A 21,056-nucleotide genomic window follows, 5' to 3' on the forward strand; every position below is an offset into this window, starting at 1 on the left:
ACCTGTCCCGCTTCGGCTATTGGGAAGGACGGCCCACGCCATGCCCGCAGATCTCGCCGTCATCGGTCTCGGCCCGTACGGCCTGCCCCTGGCCCAGGCCGCCGTCGCCGCCGGCGTCGCCACGATCGGGTACAAGACAGGGCCCGAGCCCGGCTCCCTCAGCCCCGCCGAACTGCGCCGGATGCTCTCGGGGGGCTTCCGGCCGACCACCAACCCGGCAGAACTGGGACGGGTACGCACCGCCGTCATCTGCGCCCCCACCCCACGGGGCGCGGACGGCGGGCTCGACCTCGGCCAGGTGGAGGCCGCCGCGCGCACTCTGGCCGAGCGGCTGCGCCCGCACACCACGGTGATCCTCGAATCCCCCGTACACCCGGGCACCACCGAGGAATTCCTCCGCCCGCTCCTCGAAGAAGGCTCGGGCCTGCGCGCGGGCCGCGACTTCCACCTGGCCTACTCCCCCAGCCGCGTCGATCCCGGCAACCGGGACTTCACCCCGGCCAACACCCCCAAGGTGATCGGCGGACTCACCCCCGCCTGCACCGAGTCGGCCGCCGCCTTCTACGGCCGCCTCACCGACAAGGTGGTACGCGCGCGTGGACCCCGCGAAGCCGAGACCGTGCAGCTCCTGGAGACCAACTTCCGCCACGTCAACATCGCCCTCGTCAACGAAATGGCCGTCCTCTGCCACGACTTGGGCGTCGACCTCTGGGACGTCATCCGCTGCGCGGAGACCAAGCCCTTCGGCTTCCAGACCTTCCGGCCCGGCCCCGGCGTCGGCGGCCACTCCGTCCCCCAGGACCTCACCGGCCGCGCGGGCCGCACCCTGCGCATGGTCGAACTCGCCCAGCAGGTCAACAACCAGATGCCCCGCTACGTCATCCAGCGCGCCGCCAAACTCCTCAACGAGCACGGCATGTCGGCCCGCGGCGCCCGCGTCCTCCTCCTCGGCGTCACCTACAAACCCGACCTCGCCGACCAGCAGTCCACCCCCGCCCAGGAGATCGCCATCCGCCTCATGGAACTCGGCGCCTCCATCAGCTACCACGACCCGTACATCCCGTCCTGGAACGTCCTGGACCGTCCGGTCCCGCGCGCGGACTCCCTGTACGAGGCCGCCGCGGAGGCCGACTTGACGATCTTGCTCCAGCAGCACCGGACGTATGACCTGCAAGGGCTGTCGGTGAAGGCGCAGCTGTTGCTGGATACGCGGGGGGCTACGCCTACGGGGGCCGCGCATCGGTTGTGACAGGGGGCGCGTGGGTGCGCAAGCTTCCAGGGCTGGTGGCGGGGGATGCTCGTCGCCGCTAGCCTACGGACGTAGTACCGCAAGATGCACCATCTCCGGTACCGGACCCGCTCGACAGCGGGTCCGGTACCGTACGAACAGGTGGAGCCCACCACAGCGGGCACTGTGGCAGGCTCCTGAAAAATGATCGGGTGTCCGCCCCTAGTCCTCTTGGGGGCGGCCGCTCACTTTCCGAAGTACCACAAGACACACCTCCTCCGGAACTTCACCAGCCGAAGCCGAAGTCGATCCCAGCGGGTGGGCTTGCGGTGACGGCCCATGGGCACGCCCCCTTCCACGATGCCGCCCATAGACCCGGTAGGCGGTCCGTCTGGAGCGCGGGCCGGGCCCCGAGGGCCGGGGTCCGGAACATCTCCTTGGAAGGGGGCGCCCCAGAGAACGGGTCGCCGATCACCGACGCTACCGCCCCCCCCTCGCCCATTCAGCCCACATTCACCCCAAACGCAACCACGCGCCCCCTCCCACACAACGCCCGCCCACCCAGCCCCACTTGGGCATGCGAAAGGGCCGGTCACCCATCCCGGAGTGACCGGCCCTTCCCTGACGCCGACGGAACGGCGTAACGGCTACCGCTTGTGCTGCGAGTCAGCCACCGTGACCTCGACCCGCTGAAACTCCTTCAGCTCGCTGTACCCGGTCGTGGCCATCGCCCGCCGCAGCGCACCGAAGAAGTTCATCGAGCCGTCCGGAGTGTGCGACGGACCCGTCAGCACCTCCTCAAGCGTGCCCACCGTCCCCAGGTCGACCTTCTTCCCGCGCGGCAGCTCCTCGTTGACCGCCTCCATGCCCCAGTGGTGCCCCTTGCCCGGCGCATCCGTGGCGCGGGCGAGCGGCGAGCCCACCATCACCGCGTCCGCGCCGCACGCGATCGCCTTGGGCAGGTCGCCGGACCAGCCGACGCCACCGTCAGCGATGACGTGGACGTACCGCCCGCCGGACTCGTCCATGTAGTCGCGGCGAGCCGCCGCCACGTCCGCCACCGCCGTGGCCATGGGCACCTGGATGCCCAGCACGTTGCGCGTGGTGTGCGCCGCGCCACCGCCGAAGCCGACGAGTACGCCCGCCGCGCCCGTGCGCATCAGGTGCAGGGCCGCGGTGTAGGTGGCGCAGCCGCCGACGATGACCGGGACGTCGAGCTCGTAGATGAACTGCTTCAGGTTGAGCGGCTCGTGCGAACCGGAGACGTGCTCCGCCGAGACCGTCGTACCGCGGATGACGAAGATGTCCACGCCCGCGTCCACGACGGCCTTGGAGAACTGGGCCGTGCGCTGCGGGGAGAGCGCGGCCGCGGTGACCACGCCCGAGTCGCGCACCTCCTTGATGCGCAGGCCGATCAGCTCCTCCTTGATGGGAGCGGCGTAGATCTCCTGGAGGCGGCGGGTGGCCGCCTCGACGGGCAGGCCGACGATCTCGTCGAGCAGCGGCTGCGGGTCCTCGTACCGCGTCCACAGCCCTTCGAGGTTGAGCACGCCGAGGCCGCCGAGCTCGCCGATGCGGATCGCGGTGGCCGGGGAGACGACCGAGTCCATGGGGGCGGCCAGGAAGGGCAGCTCGAAGCGGTAGGCGTCGATCTGCCAGGCGATCGAGACCTCCTTCGGGTCGCGCGTACGACGGCTGGGGACGACGGCGATGTCGTCGAAGGCGTACGCCCTGCGGCCGCGCTTGCCGCGCCCGATCTCGATCTCAGTCACGTGTGTGGCCTTTCCCTGATGCGTTTCAGCGTCTTCCAGTATCGCCGACGGGTACGACAAGGGCGGCCCCGGAGGTCCCGGGGCCGCCCTTCGACGTGCTCTACGCGCGCGTGCCCGTCACTTGGTGCTGTAGTTCGGCGCCTCGACCGTCATCTGGATGTCGTGCGGGTGGCTCTCCTTGAGGCCCGCGGAGGTGATCCGCACGAAGCGGCCCTTGGACTCCATCTCCTCGATGGTGGCCGCGCCCACATAGCCCATGGTCTGGCGCAGACCGCCGACGAGCTGGTGCAGCACGTTGGCCAGCGGGCCGCGGTAGGGCACCTGGCCCTCGACGCCCTCGGGCACGAGCTTGTCGTCGGAGGCGACCTCGGCCTGGAAGTAGCGGTCCTTCGAGTACGACCTCGCCTGGCCGCGGGACTGCATGGCGCCGAGCGAGCCCATGCCGCGGTACGACTTGAACTGCTTGCCGTTGATGAAGAGCAGCTCGCCCGGGGACTCCTCACAACCGGCGAGGAGGCTGCCCAGCATCACCGTGTCGGCACCGGCGGCCAGCGCCTTGCCGATGTCGCCGGAGTACTGCAGGCCGCCGTCGCCGATCAGCGGGATACCGGCCGGGCGGGCGGCGAGGGAGGCCTCGTAGATGGCGGTGACCTGCGGGACACCGATACCGGCGACCACGCGCGTGGTGCAGATCGAACCGGGGCCCACACCTACCTTGATCCCGTCGACACCAGCGTCGATCAGCGCCTGGGCGCCGTCACGGGTGGCGACGTTGCCGCCGATCACGTCCACGGAGACACTCGACTTGATCTTCGACATCCAGCTGAGGGCGTTGCTGTTGTGGCCGTGCGAGGTGTCGACGACCAGGAAGTCCACCCCGGCCTCGGCGAGCGCCTGGGCGCGCTCCAGGGCCTCGGGGCTGGCGCCCACGGCGGCACCGACGAGCAGCCGGCCCTCGGCGTCCTTGGCGGCGTTCGGGTACTTCTCGGCCTTGACGAAGTCCTTGACCGTGATGAGGCCCTTGAGCACACCCGCGTCGTCGACCAGCGGAAGCTTCTCGATCTTGTGGCGGCGCAGCAGCTCCATGGCGTCCACGCCGGAGATGCCGACCTTGCCGGTGACCAGCGGCATCGGCGTCATGACCTCGCGCACCTGACGGCTGCGGTCGGACTCGAAGGCCATGTCGCGGTTGGTCACGATGCCGAGCAGCTTGCCGGCCGGGTCGGTGACGGGCACACCGCTGATGCGGAACTTGGCGCACAGGGCGTCCGCGTCGGCGAGCGTCGCCTCCGGGTGCACCGTGATCGGATCGGTGACCATGCCGGACTCGGACCGCTTGACGAGGTCGACCTGGTTGACCTGGTCCTCGACGGAGAGGTTGCGGTGCAGCACGCCGACGCCGCCCAGCCGGGCCATGGCGATCGCCATGCGGGACTCGGTCACCTTGTCCATCGCAGCCGAGAGCAGCGGGATGTTGACCCGGACGTTGCGGGAGATGCGGGACGAGGTGTCGACCGCGCCCGGCAGCACCTCGGATGCGCCCGGCAGCAGCAGCACGTCGTCGTAGGTCAGCCCGAGTGTCGCGAATTTACCGGGCACTCCGTCGACGTTTGCAGTCATGACACCTTCCCCAAATGGCCTTGATCGGTGCGGATGTCCATGCTAACGGGAAGCGAAGGTCCTCAATTCCACGGTTCTGGATGACCACCGGCTTCGTATGTTCGTACGGAGAGACAGGCCCGCCTGCTCACCGAAGGCCGAGCCAGAAGGGCAAGAAGGGCCCCTACTGCTCGGCGAGCGCCCTCAGCCTGCTCAGCGCCCGGTGCTGCGCCACGCGGACCGCACCGGGTGACATTCCCAACATCTGACCCGTCTCCTCCGCGGTCAAGCCCACGGCGATGCGCAGCAGCAGCAGCTCCCGCTGGTTCTCCGGGAGGTTGGCCAGCAGTTTCTTCGCCCATTCGGCGTCGCTGCTCAGCAGCGCCCGCTCCTCAGGGCCCAGTGAGTCGTCGGGCCGCTCCGGCATCTCGTCCGACGGGACCGCCGTCGATCCGGGGTGCCGCATGGCCGCCCGCTGCAGGTCCGCGACCTTGTGCGCGGCGATCGCGAAGACGAAGGCCTCGAAGGGGCGGCCGGTGTCCTTGTAGCGCGGGAGGGCGAGGAGGACGGCGACGCAGACCTCCTGGGCCAGGTCCTCCACGAAGTGCCGCGCGTCCCCCGGCAGCCGGGACAGACGGGTGCGGCAGTACCGCAGCGCCAGTGGGTGGACATGGGCGAGCAGGTCGTGCGTCGCCTGCTCGTCCCCGTCGACCGCGCGATGAACGAGCGCTCCGATCGCCCCATGAGCACGGGATGCCTCGTCATCGCGCATCGGTCCATGGTGCCTTGCGGCCGTCCGGTCCGTGGCACCGCGTCCGTTGTTGTGCACCGAAGCGTTATGAGCAGGTGCGCCGGAACTCATCCCCTGCGCCCTCCCCTTCCGCTCGACCGACTCGTCCCCGAGAGACTCCACACCTCCAAGGATGCGGCATCCGCGGCGAAACAAGCAGCGGCCACCGACAGGACCGCTTGAACAGGCATCGCAGCCGCGCCCCAAAGGGGCGCGGGGCTGCATCCATATGCGACTACCGTCGCGTGGGAGCGATCAGCTGCAAAACGACCCGCACCCGAGCGACAGCCTGTGTGACCGAGCTCTTTAACGAACCAGGCCCCAGCGGAACCCGAGCGCCACCGCGTGCGCGCGGTCCGAAGCACCGAGCTTCTTGAACAGCCGCCGGGCGTGTGTCTTCACGGTGTCCTCGGAGAGGAACAGCTCGCGGCCGATCTCGGCGTTGGAACGACCATGGCTCATACCTTCCAGCACCTGGATCTCACGCGCTGTGAGCGTCGGCGCCGCTCCCATCTCGGCCGAGCGCAGGCGGCGGGGAGCCAGCCGCCAGGTCGGGTCGGCGAGCGCCTGCGTGACCGTCGCGCGCAGCTCGGCACGGGAGGCGTCCTTGTGGAGATACCCCCGGGCACCGGCGGCGACCGCGAGGGCCACGCCGTCCAGGTCCTCGGCGACGGTGAGCATGATGATGCGCGCACCGGGGTCGGCGGACAGCAGCCGCCGGACGGTCTCGACGCCGCCCAGACCGGGCATGCGTACGTCCATCAGAATCAGGTCCGAGCGGTCGGCGCCCCAGCGGCGGAGGACTTCCTCGCCGTTGGCCGCGGTCGTCACGCGCTCGACGCCGGGCACGGTCGCGACCGCGCGGCGGAGCGCCTCTCGGGCAAGCGGGGAGTCGTCGCAGACGAGGACGGATGTCATGGCCGTCCTCCGCAGCTGATGCACGTCACCTTGAGCCTCCAGGCTGGTACGAAATCGTCACCTGTGCGGTCGACCGTCTCGGACGCCTGCCCGAGCGCTGTTGGTTCAACCGCCTCCGCACTCTCAACGACGGTCACTCGAAAGAGTTACGGGGCCGTGCGTCGTCTTCGGCACTCTACGTGAGGGGGCGGACACGGTGCAGACAGGCGCGACAGACCCTCAACGTTTCATCACAACCATGACCCATTTAGACCCATTTCTTCCCATCAAGTGGATTCTGAGGCTAGATTCGCAATGAGTCATATTTTCATCTCCTTAGATCGTAGATGTACGGTCGTGAACACCGTATCCGCTCAGAACGGCTACAAGGGGTCACGTAATGGCAGATTTCTCCCGCCTTCCCGGACCGAACGCGGACCTGTGGGACTGGCAGCTGCTGGCTGCCTGCCGCGGGGTGGACAGCTCGCTCTTCTTTCATCCGGAGGGCGAGCGCGGTGCGGCGCGGAGTGCTCGCGAGAACTCGGCCAAGGAGGTCTGCATGAGGTGCCCGGTCCGCGCGCAGTGCGCGGCGCACGCACTGGCGGTGCGCGAGCCGTACGGCGTCTGGGGCGGCCTGACCGAGGACGAGCGCGAAGAGCTCATGGGGCGGGCGCGCAATCGGCTGGTATCGGCATCACCGGCCGGCGAGCACGTCGCGTCGAGCAACTGACCACACCTGAAGGAACGTTTCTGCACACTTTCCACACAGAAACAGCCTGCACAGACGCAGTCTGCACAGACACAGCCCGCACAAAGGGGCACGCGCGCGCGTGCCCCTACCTTTCGGCCGCCCGCGCCAGCTGCTCCAGCGTCGCCGCCACCGCCGGCACCTGCGCCAGGTCGGGCAGTGTGAGCGCGACGATCTCCCGCCGCACCGCCGGTTCCAGCGTCACCGTGCGCGCGCCTCGGGGCCGTACGGACTCGATGGCGAGCTGGGGCAGGACGGCGACGCCCAGGCCCGCGCCCACCAGGCCGACGACCGCCGGATAGTCGTCGGTGGCGAAGTCGATGCGGGGCGTGAAGCCCGCGTCCGCGCATACCTCGACCAACTGGCCGCGGCAGCGCGGGCAGCCCGCGATCCAGGGCTCGGCGGCGAGTTCGCCGAGGGCGACGGAGTCCGCGCGCCCGAGCCGGTGGCGCTCCGGCACCAGCGCGACGAGCCGGTCGCGCAGCAGCGGCCGTACGACGAGGTCGTGCCACTCCTCGGCGCCCGCCGCTCCCCCGTAACGGAAGGCGAGGGCCACGTCGCAGTCGCCCTCGCGCAGCATCTCGACGGAGCGCGGCGGCTCGGCCTCCTCCAGGGAGACGCGGGTGCCGGGGTGGGCGGCACGCAGGGCGGCGAGGGCCGTGGGGACGAGGGTGGAGCTGCCGCTGGGGAAGGAGACCAGGCGGACGCGGCCCGCGCGCAGGCCCGCGATCGCGGCGACCTCCTCCTCGGCGGCGGTGAGCCCGGCGAGGATGCCGGAGGCGTGCCGGACCAGGGCCTCGCCGGCCTGGGTCAGCCGCATCTCGCGGCCGGTGCGGATCAGCAGGGGGGTGCCGACCGACGCCTCCAGGGCCTTCATCTGCTGGCTGACGGCGGGCTGGGTGCAGCCCAGTTCACGGCCTGCCGCGGAGAAGGAACCGGTGGCGGCCACGGCGCGCAGAACGCGGAGATGACGGGCCTCGATCATCCCTTGAGCATAAGCGCTCCTTGGATACGGCGCCGAATACCCCGTCGACACTTTGGGGCCCGGTCGCCTAGCGTGCCGCTCATGAAGCTTCTGTCTGTCAATCTGGGCCGCCCGAAGTCCGTGCCGTACACGGACCAGCCGGACGGTGTGACCGGCATCGACAAGCGGCCGGTGGTCGGGCCGGTGCGGGTGGCGGCGCCCGGGCCCAAGGGTGTCGGGGCGAGCGGGGTGGCCGGGGACGCGGTGTGCCACACGCGGCACCACGGCGGCGACGACCAGGCGGTGTACGCGATGGCGCGCGAGGATCTCGACGACTGGGAACGGGAGTTGGGGCGACCGCTGGCGAACGGCATGTTCGGCGAGAACCTCACGACGGCGGGTCTGGACGTGTCCGGGGCGCTGATCGGCGAGCGCTGGCGCATCGGGTCCGGGGTGGTGCTGGAGATCACCAGTGGGCGGATACCGTGCAGCACCTTCCAGGCCCATGTGGGTGAGGAGCGGTGGGTGAAGCGCTTCACGGCGAAGGGGGCGCCCGGCGCGTATCTGCGTGTGATCGAGCCCGGCGAGATCCGCGCGGGCGATCCGATCGAGGTCGTGCACCGGCCCGGTCACGGGGTGACCGTCGCCCTGCAGTTCCGTGCGGTGACCACCCAGCGGGCGCTGCTGCCCCGGCTGCTCGCGGCCGGTGAAGCACTGCACCCGGAGGCGCTGGCGGCGGCGCGGAAGTACGCGGAGGAGCAGGAGAAGCAAGAGGAGCAAGGGGCCTGACGTGCTCTCACGGGCCGGTCATGCCCCTGGGCTTCACCCACGGGGAGGGCATGTGCAGAGAGCGGACGGACAGCCTCCGGGTGTTTAACCTTGCGCCATGACAACGGCTCTCATCACCGGATCCACCTCGGGCATCGGTGCCGCGTTCGCGCGGCGGCTGGCGGCCGACGGGCACAACCTCGTCCTGGTCGCGCGGGACACCAAGCGGCTCGCGGAGCAGGCGACCGAACTGCACGACCGGCACGGCATCGAGGCGGAGGTGCTGGCGGCCGATCTCGCCGAGGACACCGGCATCGAGGCGGTGGCCGCCCGCGTCGCCGACCGCAGAAACCCCGTCGACCTGCTGATCAACAACGCGGGCTTCGCCAACAAGGGCCGCTATCTCGACGTGCCCATGGCCGACGAGCTGAGGATGCTCAAGGTCCACTGCGAGGCCGTGCTGCGGCTGACCTCCGCCGCGACGGAGGCGATGCGGGAGCGCGGGCGGGGCGGCGTCATCAACGTCGCCTCGGTCGCCGCCTTCGTGCCGCGCGGTACGTACGGGGCGTCCAAGGCGTGGGTCGTGCAGTTCACGCAGGGCGCGGCGCGTGATCTGGCGGGCAGCGGGGTGCGGCTGATGGCGCTGGCTCCCGGCTTCGTCCGGACGGAGTTCCACCAGCGGGCCGGGATGGGCACGGACAACATCCCCGGCTGGATGTGGCTGGACGCCGACAAGCTGGTCGCGGCGGCCCTTGCGGACCTGACGCGCGGCAAGACCCTGTCGATTCCGGACCCCCGGTACAAGGTGATGATGGGCATGGCGAAGGTGGTGCCGCGCGGGATGCTCGGCAGGTTCACCTCGACGACGGGGCGCAAGTACGGGCCGCAGTAGGGCGCGCGGGGTCGCGGTCGCAGGGTCACGGGGCCGCGGGGCCGCGGGGCCGCGGGGCCGCGGGGCCGCGGGGCCGCGGGGCCGCGGGGCCGCAGGATCTCGGAGCCACAGGCTCGCGGTCGCAGGACCGCAGAGTCACAGGACCTCGGAGCCACAGGCTCACGGTCGCAGGACCGCAGAGTCACAGGGCGCCGCGGGTCACAGGGCCGCGGTCGTAGGGCGCCGCGGGCGCGGGTCGCGGGTCCGGGCTGTGGGAGGAGAATGGAGCTGTTCGACCGGACCCTCGGGGGACGGAGGCGGCGACATGACGTTCGTACAGCTCATCGACTGCAGGACGAGCCGGTTCGACGAGATGAACCGGCTGATGGACACATGGGTCGAGCAGACCAAGGGGAAGCGGACCGCGACGCACAATGTGATCGGCAAGGATCGGTCCGACGCGTCGCACTTCATCGAGATCGTGGAGTTCCCGTCGTACGAGGAGGCGATGCGGAACTCGAATCTGCCGGAGACCGACAAGATCTTCCGGGACATGGTGGCCCTCTGCGACGAGATGCCCACGTTCACGGATCTGGACGTGGTGCGGGACGAGCAGTTGTACGAGGCGACCGCGCGGCGGTTCTTCGCCGCGCTGCCGGGGACGGGCGATGCGCCCACGTTCAACGATGTACTCATCGAGGACTATCACGACCACGATCCCGGCAACCCGCAGGACGCCATCGGGCTCGACGCCTTCCGGCGCGAGGTCGAGGTGTGGCGGGGCGGCTTCGACTTCTCGTTCACGGTCGAGGACCAGCTGGCCCAGGGCGACCGGGTGTGCACCCGCTGGACCTGGAACGCCCTGCACAAGGGCGAGTTCCTCGGGATCGCGGCCACCGGGAAGCGGGTGTCCATGACCGGGACGACCATCCACCGGTGCACTGGGGACGGGAAGATCGCCGAGGGCTGGTGGCAGTACGACCGGCTGGGGCTGATGGAGCAGCTGGGCGCGCTGGACGCGCTGGAGCAGTGACCCAAGCCAAGTAGGGCAACGCGAAGGCCCGGCACCCCCAGGGGGTGCCGGGCCTCGGTGCTGACGTACGTCAGTGGGCGTGGCCGTGGCCGTGACCGCCCGCGGCGGCGGCCGGCTCCTCCTCTTCCTTCTTCTCGACGACCAGGGTCTCGGTCGTGAGGAGCAGGGAGGCGATGGAGGCGGCGTTCTCCAGGGCGGAGCGGGTGACCTTCACCGGGTCGATGACGCCGGCCTTGACCAGGTCGCCGTACTCGCCGGTGGCGGCGTTGAAGCCCTGGCCCTTGTCCAGCTCGGCGACCTTGGAGGTGATGACGTAGCCCTCCAGGCCGGCGTTCTCGGCGATCCAGCGCAGCGGCTCGACGACCGCGCGGCGGACGACGGCGACACCGGTGGCCTCGTCGCCGGCCTTGTCGAGGTTGCCCTCAAGGACCTTGGCGGCGTGGACGAGCGCGGAGCCACCACCGGAGACGATGCCCTCCTCGACCGCGGCGCGGGTCGCGGAGATGGCGTCCTCCAGACGGTGCTTCTTCTCCTTCAGCTCCACCTCGGTGGCGGCGCCGACCTTGATCACGCACACGCCGCCGGCCAGCTTCGCGAGGCGCTCCTGGAGCTTCTCGCGGTCCCAGTCGGAGTCGGTGGACTCGATCTCGGCCTTGATCTGCGCGACGCGGCCCTGGACGTCTTCCTTCTTGCCGGCGCCGTCGACGAGCGTGGTGTCGTCCTTGGTGACGGTGACCCGGCGGGCGGTGCCGAGGATGTCCAGACCGACCTGGTCGAGCTTGAGGCCGACCTCCTCGGAGATGACGGTGGCGCCGGTGAGGACGGCCATGTCCTGGAGCATCGCCTTGCGGCGGTCGCCGAAGCCGGGGGCCTTGACGGCCACCGCGTTGAAGGTGCCGCGGATCTTGTTCACGACGAGGGTGGAGAGGGCCTCGCCCTCCACGTCCTCGGCGATGATCAGCAGCGGCTTGGAGGAGTTGGACTGGATGACCTTCTCCAGCAGCGGCAGCAGGTCCTGGATGGACGAGATCTTGCCCTGGTGGATCAGGATGTACGGGTCGTCGAGGACGGCCTCCATACGCTCCTGGTCGGACACCATGTACGGCGACAGGTAACCCTTGTCGAAAGCCATGCCCTCGGTGAAGTCCAGCTCCAGACCGAAGGTGTTGGACTCCTCGACGGTGATGACACCGTCCTTGCCGACCTTGTCCATCGCCTCGGCGATCAGCTCGCCGACCTGCTGGTCCTGGGCGGACAGCGCGGCGACGGCGGCGATGTCGGACTTCTCGTCGATCGGGCGGGCGGTCGCGAGGAGTTCCTCGGAGACCGCGGCGACGGCGGCGTCGATGCCCTTCTTCAGAGCGGCCGGGGAGGCACCGGCGGCGACGTTCTTCAGGCCCTCGCGGACCAGCGCCTGGGCCAGCACGGTGGCGGTGGTGGTGCCGTCACCAGCGATGTCGTTGGTCTTGGTCGCCACCTCCTTCACCAGCTGCGCGCCGAGGTTCTCGTACGGGTCCTCGATCTCGACCTCGCGGGCGATCGTGACACCGTCGTTGGTGATGGTGGGGGCGCCGAACTTCTTGTCGATGACGACGTTGCGGCCCTTGGGGCCGATCGTCACCTTGACCGTGTCGGCAAGCTTGTTGACGCCGCGCTCGAGGGCGCGACGGGCGTCCTCGTCGAACTTCAGGATCTTCGCCATGGCAGCGGGAGCCCTCTCGGAAATCTCGGGTGAATGCAGACTGCGCCCCGGGCGCCCGGCTTCTTGATTGGTCGCGGGGGCCAGGGGCGCAGCTGGAAATGCTTCGGGTGACTTACTTCTCGATGATCGCGAGCACGTCGCGAGCCGAGAGGACGAGGTACTCCTCGCCGTTGTACTTCACCTCGGTGCCGCCGTACTTGCTGTACAGCACGATGTCGCCGGTCTTGACGTCGAGCGGCAGGCGCTCGCCGTTCTCGAAGCGGCCCGGGCCCACGGCCAGGACGACGCCCTCCTGGGGCTTCTCCTTGGCAGTGTCCGGAATGACCAGGCCAGAGGCCGTGGTCTGCTCGGCGTCCAGCGGCTGGACCACGATGCGGTCCTCGAGCGGCTTGATGGCAACCTTGGAGCTGGCGGTCGTCACGATCCGACCTCCCCCTTCGGAGATCTCACGGGGTTAACTGTCTGAGGTGGCGACCAGGTCGATCCGTCGTCGCGGGTGCCGGACCTGCCCGTCGCTTGTTGGCACTCTCGTCTGCCGAGTGCCAGACCTGAGACTATGACCGGGGTTAGCACTCGGTCAAGCGGAGTGCCAATGCCTCCGGCGTGGCGCCGGGTTTCTGTGGACGTTCGTTGCCTGGAACCCGGGGCTGGGCTCCCTGAGGGCTGCGCCCCCAGACCCCGCTGTCGGCCTGAACGGCCTCGTCCTCAAACACCGGACGGACTGAGATTGCCTGGCCCGGCATCGCATCGAGAAGCGCACGCCCCCGGGAGAGGTAATCCCTACACGTAATCCTCCAGCCGCCCCACCCTCAGCCCCGCCCCCTCCACCCGCCGCAGTACCCGTTCCGTTCGTTCCCACAGGGGTGGGCCGGTCGGGTCGTCCGGGCCGATGAGGATGATGTCGCCGGGTTGGAGGGGGGTGTCGTCGGTGTCGGCGGAGGTCCACAGGACGATCGCCGAGAGGCCGCAGTCGGCTGCCGCGCGCCGGGTCGTCGTGTCGTAGCGGCCGTGGGGTGGGCGGAAGAGGCGGGGGCGGATGCCGAAGCGGGACTTGAGTTTGTCCTGCTGGCCGCAGATCTCGGCGCGCTGGCCGGCGTAGGGCAGGCCGGGCAGGGCGGTGTGGTCGAGGGTGTGGTTCTGGATGCTCGCGCCGACCGACTGCAGGCGCGCGAAGTGGCCGTAGCCCGGGCCCACGACGCTGTCCGTGAGGAACATGCTGACGGGGAGCCGCCGTTCGCGGACCATGCCGACGAAGCGGGGGTCCTTCTCCGCGCCGTCGTCGTAGGTCAGGAAGACGACCTTGTCCTCGGTACGGACCCGGTCCACCACGGGCACCAGCCCCTGGTCCGTCTCCGGGCCGTGCGGGCTCACCCGTCCGGCCGCCCTCTTGCCGGGCCCTTCGGCGGGGTCGGCGGGGTCGACGGACTGGGCGCAGCCGGTGAGCAGCGCGGCGGTCAGTGCCAGCGCCCCGGCCGCGCGCAGCCTCACAGGTAGTCCTCCAGCCGCGCCACGGCGTACCCCTTCGCCGTGACCTTCTCCAGGAACCGTCGGACCATGTCCGGCATCGTGCCCTTCCAGTCGTCCTTACCGCGGAAGTGGCTGAGAACGATGTCGCCGGGGTGGAGGTCACGGTCCCACTCGCGGTACTCCCAGTGGTCGGCGAAGACCTCCTCGTTCCACAGGGGCGCGTACTTGATGCCGCAGGCCTTCGCGGCGTGCAGGGTATCCGCGTTGTAGTTGCCGAAGGGCGGGCGGAAGAGGGTCGGGCGGGTGCCGTAGCGCTTCTCGATCACGTTCTGCATGCCGCAGATCTCGTGCTTCTGGCGGTAGTACGACAGGCCCGGCAGGTAGGGGTGGTGGAGGGTGTGGTTGTTCAGGGTCACGCCCGCCCGCTGCATGCGCTCGAAGTAGCCGTAGTCCTCCTTCACCAGGTAGTCGCTGAGGAACGCGGTGTACGGGACCCGCAGTTCGCGCATCATGCGCAGGAAGGCCGGGTCCTTCTCGGCGCCGTCGTCGATGGTGAGGAAGACGATCTTCTGCCGGGTGGGGATCGTGGTGAAGACCGGCGGGAGACCTTCGTCCTCATGGCCGTCCACCTCGAAACCCGCGCGGGTCTTGATCTCCGGTTTCACGGCCGGGGGCGGCGGAGCCGTCAGGGGGACCTTCGACAGGCCCCAGCGCTTCGCCACCGCGAGGCGGGCCTGCTGCGCGGCCTGCTTGTCAGGGGCCTTGGCGCCGGGCGCGTCGCGCAGCGGCCGGTCCGCCGCGGGCCGTGCCAGGGGGACGCCTTCCGCGCAGCCCGAGGCGATGGCCGCGGCGGCGAGCACGGCGATCGCGGTACGGATCCGCTGCTTCCGATATGCGCCGTATTTATCATTTTGTACGACTACTCGCATGGGGCCGGATCCTCGCAGGCGCCCGTCCCGAACCCCGGCCGACACCGCCGCCGCACATGCACCATCCACCGACTGGCCCACAATGAACCGGTGACCGACCTCGCCCCCCTCCTCACCCCCGAAGGCCGCGCCCTCCTCGACGAGGTCCGCGGTACCGACCCCGCGCAGGAACTCGCCGTCGCCACCCGGCTGCGCCGCGAGCACCCCGCCGAGCTGGTGTCGGCGGCGCTCGGGCAGGCGCGGCTGCGGCAGCGGGCGGTGGCGAAGTTCGGGGCCGCGGACGCCGAGCGGATGTTCTTCACGCCGAACGGGGTCGAGCAGTCGACCCGGGCGAGCGTGGCGGCGTACCGGGCGGCGAGGATGACGGAGCTGGGCGTGACCTCCGTCGCCGACCTGTGCTGCGGCATCGGCGGGGACGCCATCGCGCTCGCGCGGGCGGGGATCCGCGTCCTCGCCGTGGACCGGGACCCGCTGACGGCGGCGGCGGCGCGCGCGAACGCGGATGCGCTGGGGCTCGCCGGGCTGATCGAGGTGCGGGAAGCGGATGTGACGGAGGTGGATACGGCTCCGTATGACGCCGTGTTCGTCGATCCCGCACGGCGCGGTGGGCGGGGCCGGATCTTCGATCCCGAGGCCTACTCACCGCCCCTGTCATGGGCGGTGCGGGCGGCCCTGCACGCCCCCCGCGCCGCCCTGAAGATCGCGCCCGGAATCCCCCACGAAGCCGTCCCCTCCGAGGCCGAGGCCGAGTGGATCTCCGACGGCGGGGAGGTGAAGGAGGCGGTGCTGTGGTTCGGCACCGAGCCGGGAGCGGTGCGTGCGACCCTGCTGCCCGGGCCGCGGACCCTCCTGGGAAGAGGACTGCCAGATCCCCGAGTCCGGCCTGTGGGGCGGTACTTGTACGAGCCCGACGGCGCCGTCATCCGGGCCCATCTGGTCGCCGAGGTGGCCGAGTCGGTCGACGGCGGGCTGATCGACGAGACCATCGCGTACATCACCGCGGACGAGCTGCGGCCGACGCCGTATGCGTCGTCGTACGAGATCACCGATCAACTCCCCTTCAATGTCAAGAAGTTGAAGGCGCTGCTCCGGGAGCGGGAGATCGGGACACTGACCGTGAAGAAGCGGGGGTCGGCGGTGGAGCCGGAGGAGTTGCGCAGGAAGGTCAAGCCGCAGGGGCCCTACTCGGCGACGGTGTTCCTCACCCGGGTCGCGGGAGCGCCGACCATGCTCGTCGGCGCCCCCGCGCAGCGGTCGGCTACTGCCGGTGGACCGTCTTGAGCGGCTCCGGGTGCGGGTCGGCGCCGGCGGACCGGTCCGGGCCACGGTGGCGAGAGGGAATTCCCCTCACCGCAGCGACGCCCACAGCTCCCTCGCCTCCGGCTCGTCGGCCACCACCCGGTTGCGGTCCCACGGCGCGGGGACCACGGGCATGGTCAGCGTCGTCATGTCGTCCACCGAGAGGCCCTGCAGGCTCTGGCCCAGGCCTATCAGCTCGCTCAGGGAGTCCAGACCGGTGTCCGTGGTGAGGCTGCCGGTCAGCGTGTCGGCGACCGAGTAGAGCCGGGCGGGGTTGGTCAGCAGGTTCGTGGAGGAGACCTGTTCCAGTAGGCCCCGCACGAGTTCGTGCTGGAGTTCTATGCGCCCCAGGTCGCTGCCGTCGCCGATGCCGTGCCGGGTGCGGGCGAGGGCCAGCGCCTGCTCGCCGTCGAGGTGGTGGGTGCCGGCCTCAAGCGTCAGATGGCTGTCCTCGTCGTCGATGTCCTCGTCCGTGGTGACGGTGACCCCGCCGAGCGCGTCCACCAGGTCGGCGAAGCCGGAGAAGTCGATCTCGATGTAGTGGTCCATGCGGACGTTCGTCATCGTCTCGACGGTCTTGACGGCGCAGGCCGGGCCGCCCACCGAGTAGGCGCTGTTGAACATCACGTTGTACGCCACCTCCGTCGACTCCCCGTCCGCCAGCGGGCAGGACGGCCGGGTGACGAGTGTGTCGCGCGGGATGCTGACCACGGTGGCCTCGGTACGGCCGGCGTCGAGGTGGACGACCATCGCGGTGTCGGAGCGGGCGCCGCCGCTGTCACCGCCACCGAGCTTCTGGTTCTCCTTCCCCTCACGCGAGTCCGAGCCCAGGACGAGGATGTTCAGGGCCTCGGTGGGCACCGGGGACGCGGACGGCGAACCCGAGGGCGTGGTCATGGACTTGGCCGGGCGGTCGTCGCCGAGCGCGCTGTTGATGTCGACGCTCGTGATGTTGGCGTTGAGATGCCAGTAGACCCAGCCCGCCCCCGCGACGCCCAGCGTCAGCAGACCGGCCAGGGTGAAGCCCACGACCTTCAGGACACCGGGCCGCCGGCGTATGTGGCCGTCGGTTCCCCCTTTGCCGTCCCCGTGCTCGCCCTCTCCCCCGTTGTCGTCCCCGTGCTCGTCTTCAGCAGTCACAGCAGGAACGTAAGTCCGAATTGTTACGAGCGGACAGCCCTGTACGGGGTTTCTGCGCAAAATCTAAGACTTCTCAGCCCTGATCTCAGACTTCTCCGCCCTGATCTAAGACTTCTCAGCTCTGCTTCAGCGCAGGGTAACGACTCCGAAAGTTTCGGCTGATCAGCCGACTGGCTTCGGAAGGGGCTGCGGAGCGCTCGTACTGCTGCGCACCACCAGGCTCGTCGCCAGCTCCACCCGCGTCGCCGTCGGTGTCCCATCCTCGCGCGCGAGATCGAGGACGAGCTTGGCCGCCGCCTCGGCCATCTCGGTCAGCGGCTGCCGTACGGTCGTCAGCGGCGGCCCCACCCAGCGGGCGACCGGCAGATCGTCGAAGCCGACGACGCTCAGGTCCTCCGGGATGCGCAGCCCCAGCTCGCGCGCCGCCTCGTACAGGCCGAGCGCCTGCAGGTCGTTGCCGGCGAAGACCGCGGTGGGCCGGCCGGGGGCGCGCAGCAGTTCCAGTCCGCGCCGGTAGCCCGTCTCGTGGTGGAAGTCGCCGTTCTTGATCAGCTCGGGGTCGACCGGCAGCCCGGCGGTCTCCAGCGCCGCCCGGTAGCCGTCCACCCGGGCGCGGCTGCACATCATCCGGGACGGCCCGGTGATCGCGCCGATCCGGGTGTGCCCCAGCTCGACGAGGTGGCGCGTCGCGGCGAGCCCGCCCTGCCAGTTGGTGGCACCGATGGACGGCACGTCGGCGCCCGGGTCACCCGCCGGGTCCATCACCACGAACGGGATGGAACGGCTGGTCAGCAGGGCACGCTGGGACTCGTCGAGCCCGGACAGCACGAGGATCACGCCGTGCGGGCGACGGGCGGCGACCTGGTCGGCCCAGGTGCGGCCGGGGGTGAGCCGGCCGGCGCTCTCGCTCAGCACCACGCTCAGCCCGGCGTCCCGCGCCACGTTCTCCACGCCCCGGATGACCTCCATCGCCCACGCGCTCTCCAGCTCGTGGAAGACGAGGTCGATCAGGGGGGAGCGGCTCGCCTCGGCGCGGCGGCGCCGGTAGCCGTGGGCGCGCAGCAGCTCCTCGACACGGGTCCGGGTCGCCGGGGCGACATCGGCGCGGCCGTTGAGGACCTTCGAAACAGTCGGCGCGGAGACGCCGGCCTCGCGGGCGATCTCGGCGAGCGTCGCGGTCTGCGTCGAGCGTCCTGCCGTCCGGGTTTGAGCGGGCTCGGAGGGTGTCATGGCGGCGATCGTATCCCTGCACCCCCTCTTGACGAACCCTTCCGAGCGCCATAGCGTCCCGGAACATTCGAATCAGATATCGAAACATTCGCCAGCGAGCCCAGCCCACCCCTGGAACATCCGACTGGATCACCCGACAGGAGTTTCATGACCACCGCCCCCTGGCGTGACCCCGCCCTGCCCGCCGCCGCCCGCGTCGACGACCTCCTCGCCCGGATGACCCTGGAGGAGAAGACCGCCCAGCTGTACGGCGTGTGGGTGGGCGCCGCCACGGACGGCGACGGAGTCGCCCCGCACCAGCACGACATGACCGTCGACTACGCGTGGGACGAGCTGATCACCCACGGCCTGGGCCAGCTCACCCGCTCCTACGGCACCGCCCCCGTGGACCCGGCGCTGGGCGCGCAGGCGCTGGCCCGCGCCCAGCGCCGTATCGCCGCCTCGGGCCGCTTCGGCATCCCGGCCGTGGCCCACGAGGAGTGCCTCGCCGGCTTCACGGCCTGGGGCGCCACGGCCTATCCGGTCCCCCTCGCCTGGGGCGCCGCCTTCGACCCGCCCCTGGTCGAGGAGATGGCCCGCCATATCGGCCGCGACCTGCGCGCGGCCGGCGTCCACCAGGGCCTCGCGCCCGTCCTGGACGTCGTACGGGATCCACGCTGGGGCCGGGTCGAGGAGACGATCGGCGAGGACCCCTACCTGGTCGGCACGGTCGGCGCCGCCTACGTACGGGGCCTGGAGTCGGCCGGGGTCATCGCCACGCTCAAGCACTTCGCCGGGTACGCGTCCTCCGCGGGCGCCCGGAACCAGGCCCCCGTGCGGGCGGGCGTCCGGGAGGTCTCGGACATCATCCTGCCGCCCTTCGAGCTGGCGCTGCGCGAGGGCGGGGCCCGCTCGGTGATGGCGGCCTACAACGAGACGGACGGCGTCCCGGCCTCCGCCGACCCGGCCCTGCTGACCGAACTCCTGCGCCGGGACTGGGGGTTCACCGGCACGGTCGTCTCCGACTACTTCGGCATCGGCTTCCTGCAGAACCTGCACCGCGTCGCCGGCTCCCCCGCCGAGGCGGCGCACACGGCGCTCGCCGCGGGCATCGACGTGGAACTGCCGACGGTGAAGTGCTACGGCCGCCCGCTCCTTGAGGCGGTGCGGGAGGGCCGCGTCCCGGAGGAACTGGTGGAACGGGCCGCCCGCCGGGTCCTGCTCCAGAAGTGTGAACTCGGCCTCCTGGACGCCGACTGGGACCCGAAGCCGAAGGGCCCCATCGACCTCGACTCGACGGCCAACCGCGCCCTCGCCCGCCGGCTGGCCGAGGAGTCCGTGGTCCTGCTGGACAACCCGGACGGCGTGCTGCCGCTGGCCCCGGACGCCCGGATCGCGGTCGTGGGCCCGCGGGCGGCGGACGCGCTGGCGATGCTCGGCTGCTACTCCTTCCCGTCCCACGTCCTCACCCACCACCCCGAAGTCCCCATGGGCATCGAGGTCTCACCGCTCCTGCAAGCCCTGCGCGACGAACTCCCCGACGCCAAGGTGACGTTCGCCGAGGGCTGCGACACCTCGGACCCGGACACCTCGGGCTTCGAGGAGGCGGTGGCACGGGCGTCCGAGGCGGATGTGTGCGTGGCGGTGCTGGGCGACCGGGCGGGCCTGTTCGGGCGGGGCACGTCGGGCGAGGGCTGCGATGTCACTGACCTGCGACTCCCGGGCGTGCAGGGCGAGTTGCTGGACCGGCTGATCGCGACCGGCGTCCCGGTCGTGCTCGTGCTCCTGACCGGACGGCCGTACGCGCTCGGCCGCTGGCACGGGCGGCTGGGCGCCACGGTCCAGGCGTTCTTCCCGGGGGAGGAGGGCGGCCCGGCGGTGGCGGGAGTACTGTCGGGCCGCGTCAACCCCTCCGGCCGCCTCCCGGTGAGCGTCCCGCGCTTGCCCGGCGGACAGCCCTGGACCTACCTCCAGCCGCCGCTGGGCCTGGCGGGCCGGGTCAGCAACCTGGATCCGACCCCGCTGTACGCCTTCGGACACGGCCACTCGTACACCACGTTCGCCTGGGAGTCCTTCGAGGGCACGCGACCGGCCATCGACACGGACGGTTCGATCGGCACGGACGGTTCGATCGGCACGGACGGTTCGTACGGCACGGACGGTTCGTACGGCACGGACGGTTCGTACGGCACGGACGGTTCGTACGGCACGGATGATTCGATCGACACGGACGGTTCGTACGACATCTCGCTCGTCGTCCGCAACACGGGCGACCGCGCGGGCGCCGAGGTGGTCCAGCTGTACCTGCACGACCCGGTGGCGTCGGTGACCCGCCCGGACGTCCGGCTGATCGGTTACCGGCGGGTGGAGCTGGAGCCGGGAGACACGGCGCGCGTGACGTTCCGCTTCCACGCGGACCTGTCCGCCTTCACCGACCGCTTGGGCCGAAGGGTGGTCGAACCGGGCGCCCTGGAACTGCGGCTGGCGGCGTCCAGCACGGACGTACGGCACACCGCGCGGGTGGAACTCACCGGACCCGTGAGGGAGCTGGGGCCGGACCGGCGGCTGCGCTGCGAGACGGAGGTGTCGACACCGGGGTGACCGGGACCCCTCCCGAGGGTCGTCACCGTACTGGTGCTC

Annotated in this window: 18 protein-coding genes; 7 read left to right on the plus strand and 11 right to left on the minus strand. The window is 70.6% G+C overall.

Annotation, left to right across the window (positions count from 1 at the left end):
- Positions 1-40: 40 nt before the first annotated feature.
- On the plus strand, positions 41-1,249 hold the full coding sequence (locus tag GFH49_RS26500; RefSeq protein WP_155058598.1) for a nucleotide sugar dehydrogenase: 1,209 nt from the start codon (positions 41-43) through the stop codon (positions 1,247-1,249).
- Positions 1,250-1,875: 626 nt separating this feature from the next.
- On the opposite strand, the gene GFH49_RS26505 is transcribed toward GFH49_RS26500, so the two are convergent.
- The 4 genes from GFH49_RS26505 to GFH49_RS26520 form a co-directional block, all read right to left on the minus strand.
- On the minus strand, positions 1,876-3,000 hold the full coding sequence (locus GFH49_RS26505) for a GuaB3 family IMP dehydrogenase-related protein (protein WP_155058599.1): 1,125 nt from the start codon (positions 2,998-3,000) through the stop codon (positions 1,876-1,878).
- A 117-nt stretch (positions 3,001-3,117) separates the two neighbouring features.
- The gene (gene guaB, locus GFH49_RS26510) at positions 3,118-4,620 is read right to left on the minus strand and encodes an IMP dehydrogenase (protein ID WP_155058600.1); all 1,503 of its coding nucleotides are present in this window, start codon (positions 4,618-4,620) and stop codon (positions 3,118-3,120) included.
- Between the two features lie 163 nt (positions 4,621-4,783).
- Positions 4,784-5,371 (minus strand): sigma-70 family RNA polymerase sigma factor, encoded by a 588-nt coding sequence (locus GFH49_RS26515; protein ID WP_155058601.1) that lies wholly within the window; start codon positions 5,369-5,371, stop codon positions 4,784-4,786.
- Between the two features lie 324 nt (positions 5,372-5,695).
- Positions 5,696-6,307: a response regulator transcription factor gene (locus tag GFH49_RS26520; protein WP_003948568.1), complete on the minus strand. Its 612-nt coding sequence runs from the start codon at positions 6,305-6,307 to the stop codon at positions 5,696-5,698.
- A gap of 379 nt (positions 6,308-6,686) precedes the next feature.
- On the opposite strand from GFH49_RS26520, the gene GFH49_RS26525 reads away from it, so the two are divergent.
- Positions 6,687-7,016, plus strand: coding sequence for a WhiB family transcriptional regulator (locus tag GFH49_RS26525; RefSeq protein ID WP_155058602.1), 330 nt, complete (start codon positions 6,687-6,689; stop codon positions 7,014-7,016).
- A gap of 106 nt (positions 7,017-7,122) precedes the next feature.
- Here GFH49_RS26525 and GFH49_RS26530 read toward each other — a convergent pair whose 3' ends face one another.
- Positions 7,123-8,019 carry a LysR family transcriptional regulator gene (locus GFH49_RS26530; protein WP_155058603.1) on the minus strand — a complete coding sequence of 299 codons (897 nt, stop codon included), beginning with the start codon at positions 8,017-8,019 and terminating at the stop codon, positions 7,123-7,125.
- A gap of 81 nt (positions 8,020-8,100) precedes the next feature.
- Here GFH49_RS26530 and GFH49_RS26535 point away from each other — a divergent pair, with 81 nt between their 5' ends.
- The 3 genes from GFH49_RS26535 (at position 8,101) to GFH49_RS26545 (ending at position 10,670) form a co-directional block, all read left to right on the plus strand.
- Positions 8,101-8,787: an MOSC domain-containing protein gene (locus GFH49_RS26535; RefSeq protein ID WP_155058604.1), complete on the plus strand. Its 687-nt coding sequence runs from the start codon at positions 8,101-8,103 to the stop codon at positions 8,785-8,787.
- A gap of 97 nt (positions 8,788-8,884) precedes the next feature.
- On the plus strand, positions 8,885-9,658 hold the full coding sequence (locus tag GFH49_RS26540; RefSeq protein ID WP_155058605.1) for an SDR family NAD(P)-dependent oxidoreductase: 774 nt from the start codon (positions 8,885-8,887) through the stop codon (positions 9,656-9,658).
- A 304-nt stretch (positions 9,659-9,962) separates the two neighbouring features.
- Positions 9,963-10,670 carry an ester cyclase gene (locus GFH49_RS26545; protein ID WP_155058606.1) on the plus strand — a complete coding sequence of 236 codons (708 nt, stop codon included), beginning with the start codon at positions 9,963-9,965 and terminating at the stop codon, positions 10,668-10,670.
- A 70-nt stretch (positions 10,671-10,740) separates the two neighbouring features.
- Here the strand turns inward: GFH49_RS26545 and groL are convergent, their stop codons facing one another.
- The 4 genes from groL to GFH49_RS26565 form a co-directional block, all read right to left on the minus strand.
- The gene (gene groL, locus GFH49_RS26550) at positions 10,741-12,372 is read right to left on the minus strand and encodes a chaperonin GroEL (RefSeq protein WP_155058607.1); all 1,632 of its coding nucleotides are present in this window, start codon (positions 12,370-12,372) and stop codon (positions 10,741-10,743) included.
- Between the two features lie 112 nt (positions 12,373-12,484).
- Positions 12,485-12,793, minus strand: coding sequence for a co-chaperone GroES (gene groES / locus GFH49_RS26555; RefSeq protein WP_055493212.1), 309 nt, complete (start codon positions 12,791-12,793; stop codon positions 12,485-12,487).
- 359 nt (positions 12,794-13,152) lie between these two features.
- Positions 13,153-13,860, minus strand: coding sequence for a polysaccharide deacetylase family protein (locus GFH49_RS26560; RefSeq protein ID WP_155058608.1), 708 nt, complete (start codon positions 13,858-13,860; stop codon positions 13,153-13,155).
- Entirely contained in the window at positions 13,857-14,768 is a 912-nt protein-coding gene (locus GFH49_RS26565) for a polysaccharide deacetylase family protein (protein ID WP_155058609.1), read from the minus strand. Before GFH49_RS26565 ends, GFH49_RS26560 begins: the two co-directional genes overlap by 4 nt.
- 90 nt (positions 14,769-14,858) lie before the next feature.
- Between GFH49_RS26565 and GFH49_RS26570 the strand changes: the two genes are divergently transcribed.
- A complete protein-coding gene (locus GFH49_RS26570; RefSeq protein WP_230396508.1) occupies positions 14,859-16,049 on the plus strand; it encodes a THUMP-like domain-containing protein in 1,191 nt (396 codons plus the stop codon).
- Positions 16,050-16,115: 66 nt separating this feature from the next.
- Here the strand turns inward: GFH49_RS26570 and GFH49_RS26575 are convergent, their stop codons facing one another.
- Complete coding sequence (locus GFH49_RS26575) at positions 16,116-17,207, minus strand: LCP family protein (RefSeq protein ID WP_196218138.1); 1,092 nt, start codon at positions 17,205-17,207, stop codon at positions 16,116-16,118.
- Positions 17,208-17,369: 162 nt separating this feature from the next.
- A complete protein-coding gene (locus GFH49_RS26580) occupies positions 17,370-18,437 on the minus strand; it encodes a LacI family DNA-binding transcriptional regulator (RefSeq protein ID WP_155058611.1) in 1,068 nt (355 codons plus the stop codon).
- Between the two features lie 147 nt (positions 18,438-18,584).
- On the opposite strand from GFH49_RS26580, the gene GFH49_RS26585 reads away from it, so the two are divergent.
- Positions 18,585-21,017, plus strand: coding sequence for a glycoside hydrolase family 3 N-terminal domain-containing protein (locus GFH49_RS26585; RefSeq protein WP_230396509.1), 2,433 nt, complete (start codon positions 18,585-18,587; stop codon positions 21,015-21,017).
- Positions 21,018-21,056 lie beyond the last annotated feature (39 nt).

This window comes from Streptomyces blattellae, from assembly GCF_009709555.1.
Taxonomy (GTDB): Bacteria; Actinomycetota; Actinomycetes; order Streptomycetales; family Streptomycetaceae; genus Streptomyces; species Streptomyces blattellae.

Excerpts from the sequence above, each read along its gene's own strand:
- GFH49_RS26515 (WP_155058601.1), bottom strand. The coding sequence starts at position 5,371 with ATGCGCGATGACGAGGCATCCCGTGCTCATGGGGCGATCGGAGCGCTC.
- GFH49_RS26565 (WP_155058609.1), bottom strand. The coding sequence starts at position 14,768 with ATGCGAGTAGTCGTACAAAATGATAAATACGGCGCATATCGGAAGCAG.
- GFH49_RS26545 (WP_155058606.1), top strand. The coding sequence starts at position 9,963 with ATGACGTTCGTACAGCTCATCGACTGCAGGACGAGCCGGTTCGACGAG.
- groL (WP_155058607.1), bottom strand. The coding sequence starts at position 12,372 with ATGGCGAAGATCCTGAAGTTCGACGAGGACGCCCGTCGCGCCCTCGAG.
- GFH49_RS26580 (WP_155058611.1), bottom strand. The coding sequence starts at position 18,437 with ATGACACCCTCCGAGCCCGCTCAAACCCGGACGGCAGGACGCTCGACG.
- GFH49_RS26540 (WP_155058605.1), top strand. The coding sequence starts at position 8,885 with ATGACAACGGCTCTCATCACCGGATCCACCTCGGGCATCGGTGCCGCG.
- guaB (WP_155058600.1), bottom strand. The coding sequence starts at position 4,620 with ATGACTGCAAACGTCGACGGAGTGCCCGGTAAATTCGCGACACTCGGG.
- GFH49_RS26585 (WP_230396509.1), top strand. The coding sequence starts at position 18,585 with ATGACCACCGCCCCCTGGCGTGACCCCGCCCTGCCCGCCGCCGCCCGC.
- GFH49_RS26535 (WP_155058604.1), top strand. The coding sequence starts at position 8,101 with ATGAAGCTTCTGTCTGTCAATCTGGGCCGCCCGAAGTCCGTGCCGTAC.
- GFH49_RS26520 (WP_003948568.1), bottom strand. The coding sequence starts at position 6,307 with ATGACATCCGTCCTCGTCTGCGACGACTCCCCGCTTGCCCGAGAGGCG.
- GFH49_RS26500 (WP_155058598.1), top strand. The coding sequence starts at position 41 with ATGCCCGCAGATCTCGCCGTCATCGGTCTCGGCCCGTACGGCCTGCCC.
- GFH49_RS26525 (WP_155058602.1), top strand. The coding sequence starts at position 6,687 with ATGGCAGATTTCTCCCGCCTTCCCGGACCGAACGCGGACCTGTGGGAC.
- GFH49_RS26530 (WP_155058603.1), bottom strand. The coding sequence starts at position 8,019 with ATGATCGAGGCCCGTCATCTCCGCGTTCTGCGCGCCGTGGCCGCCACC.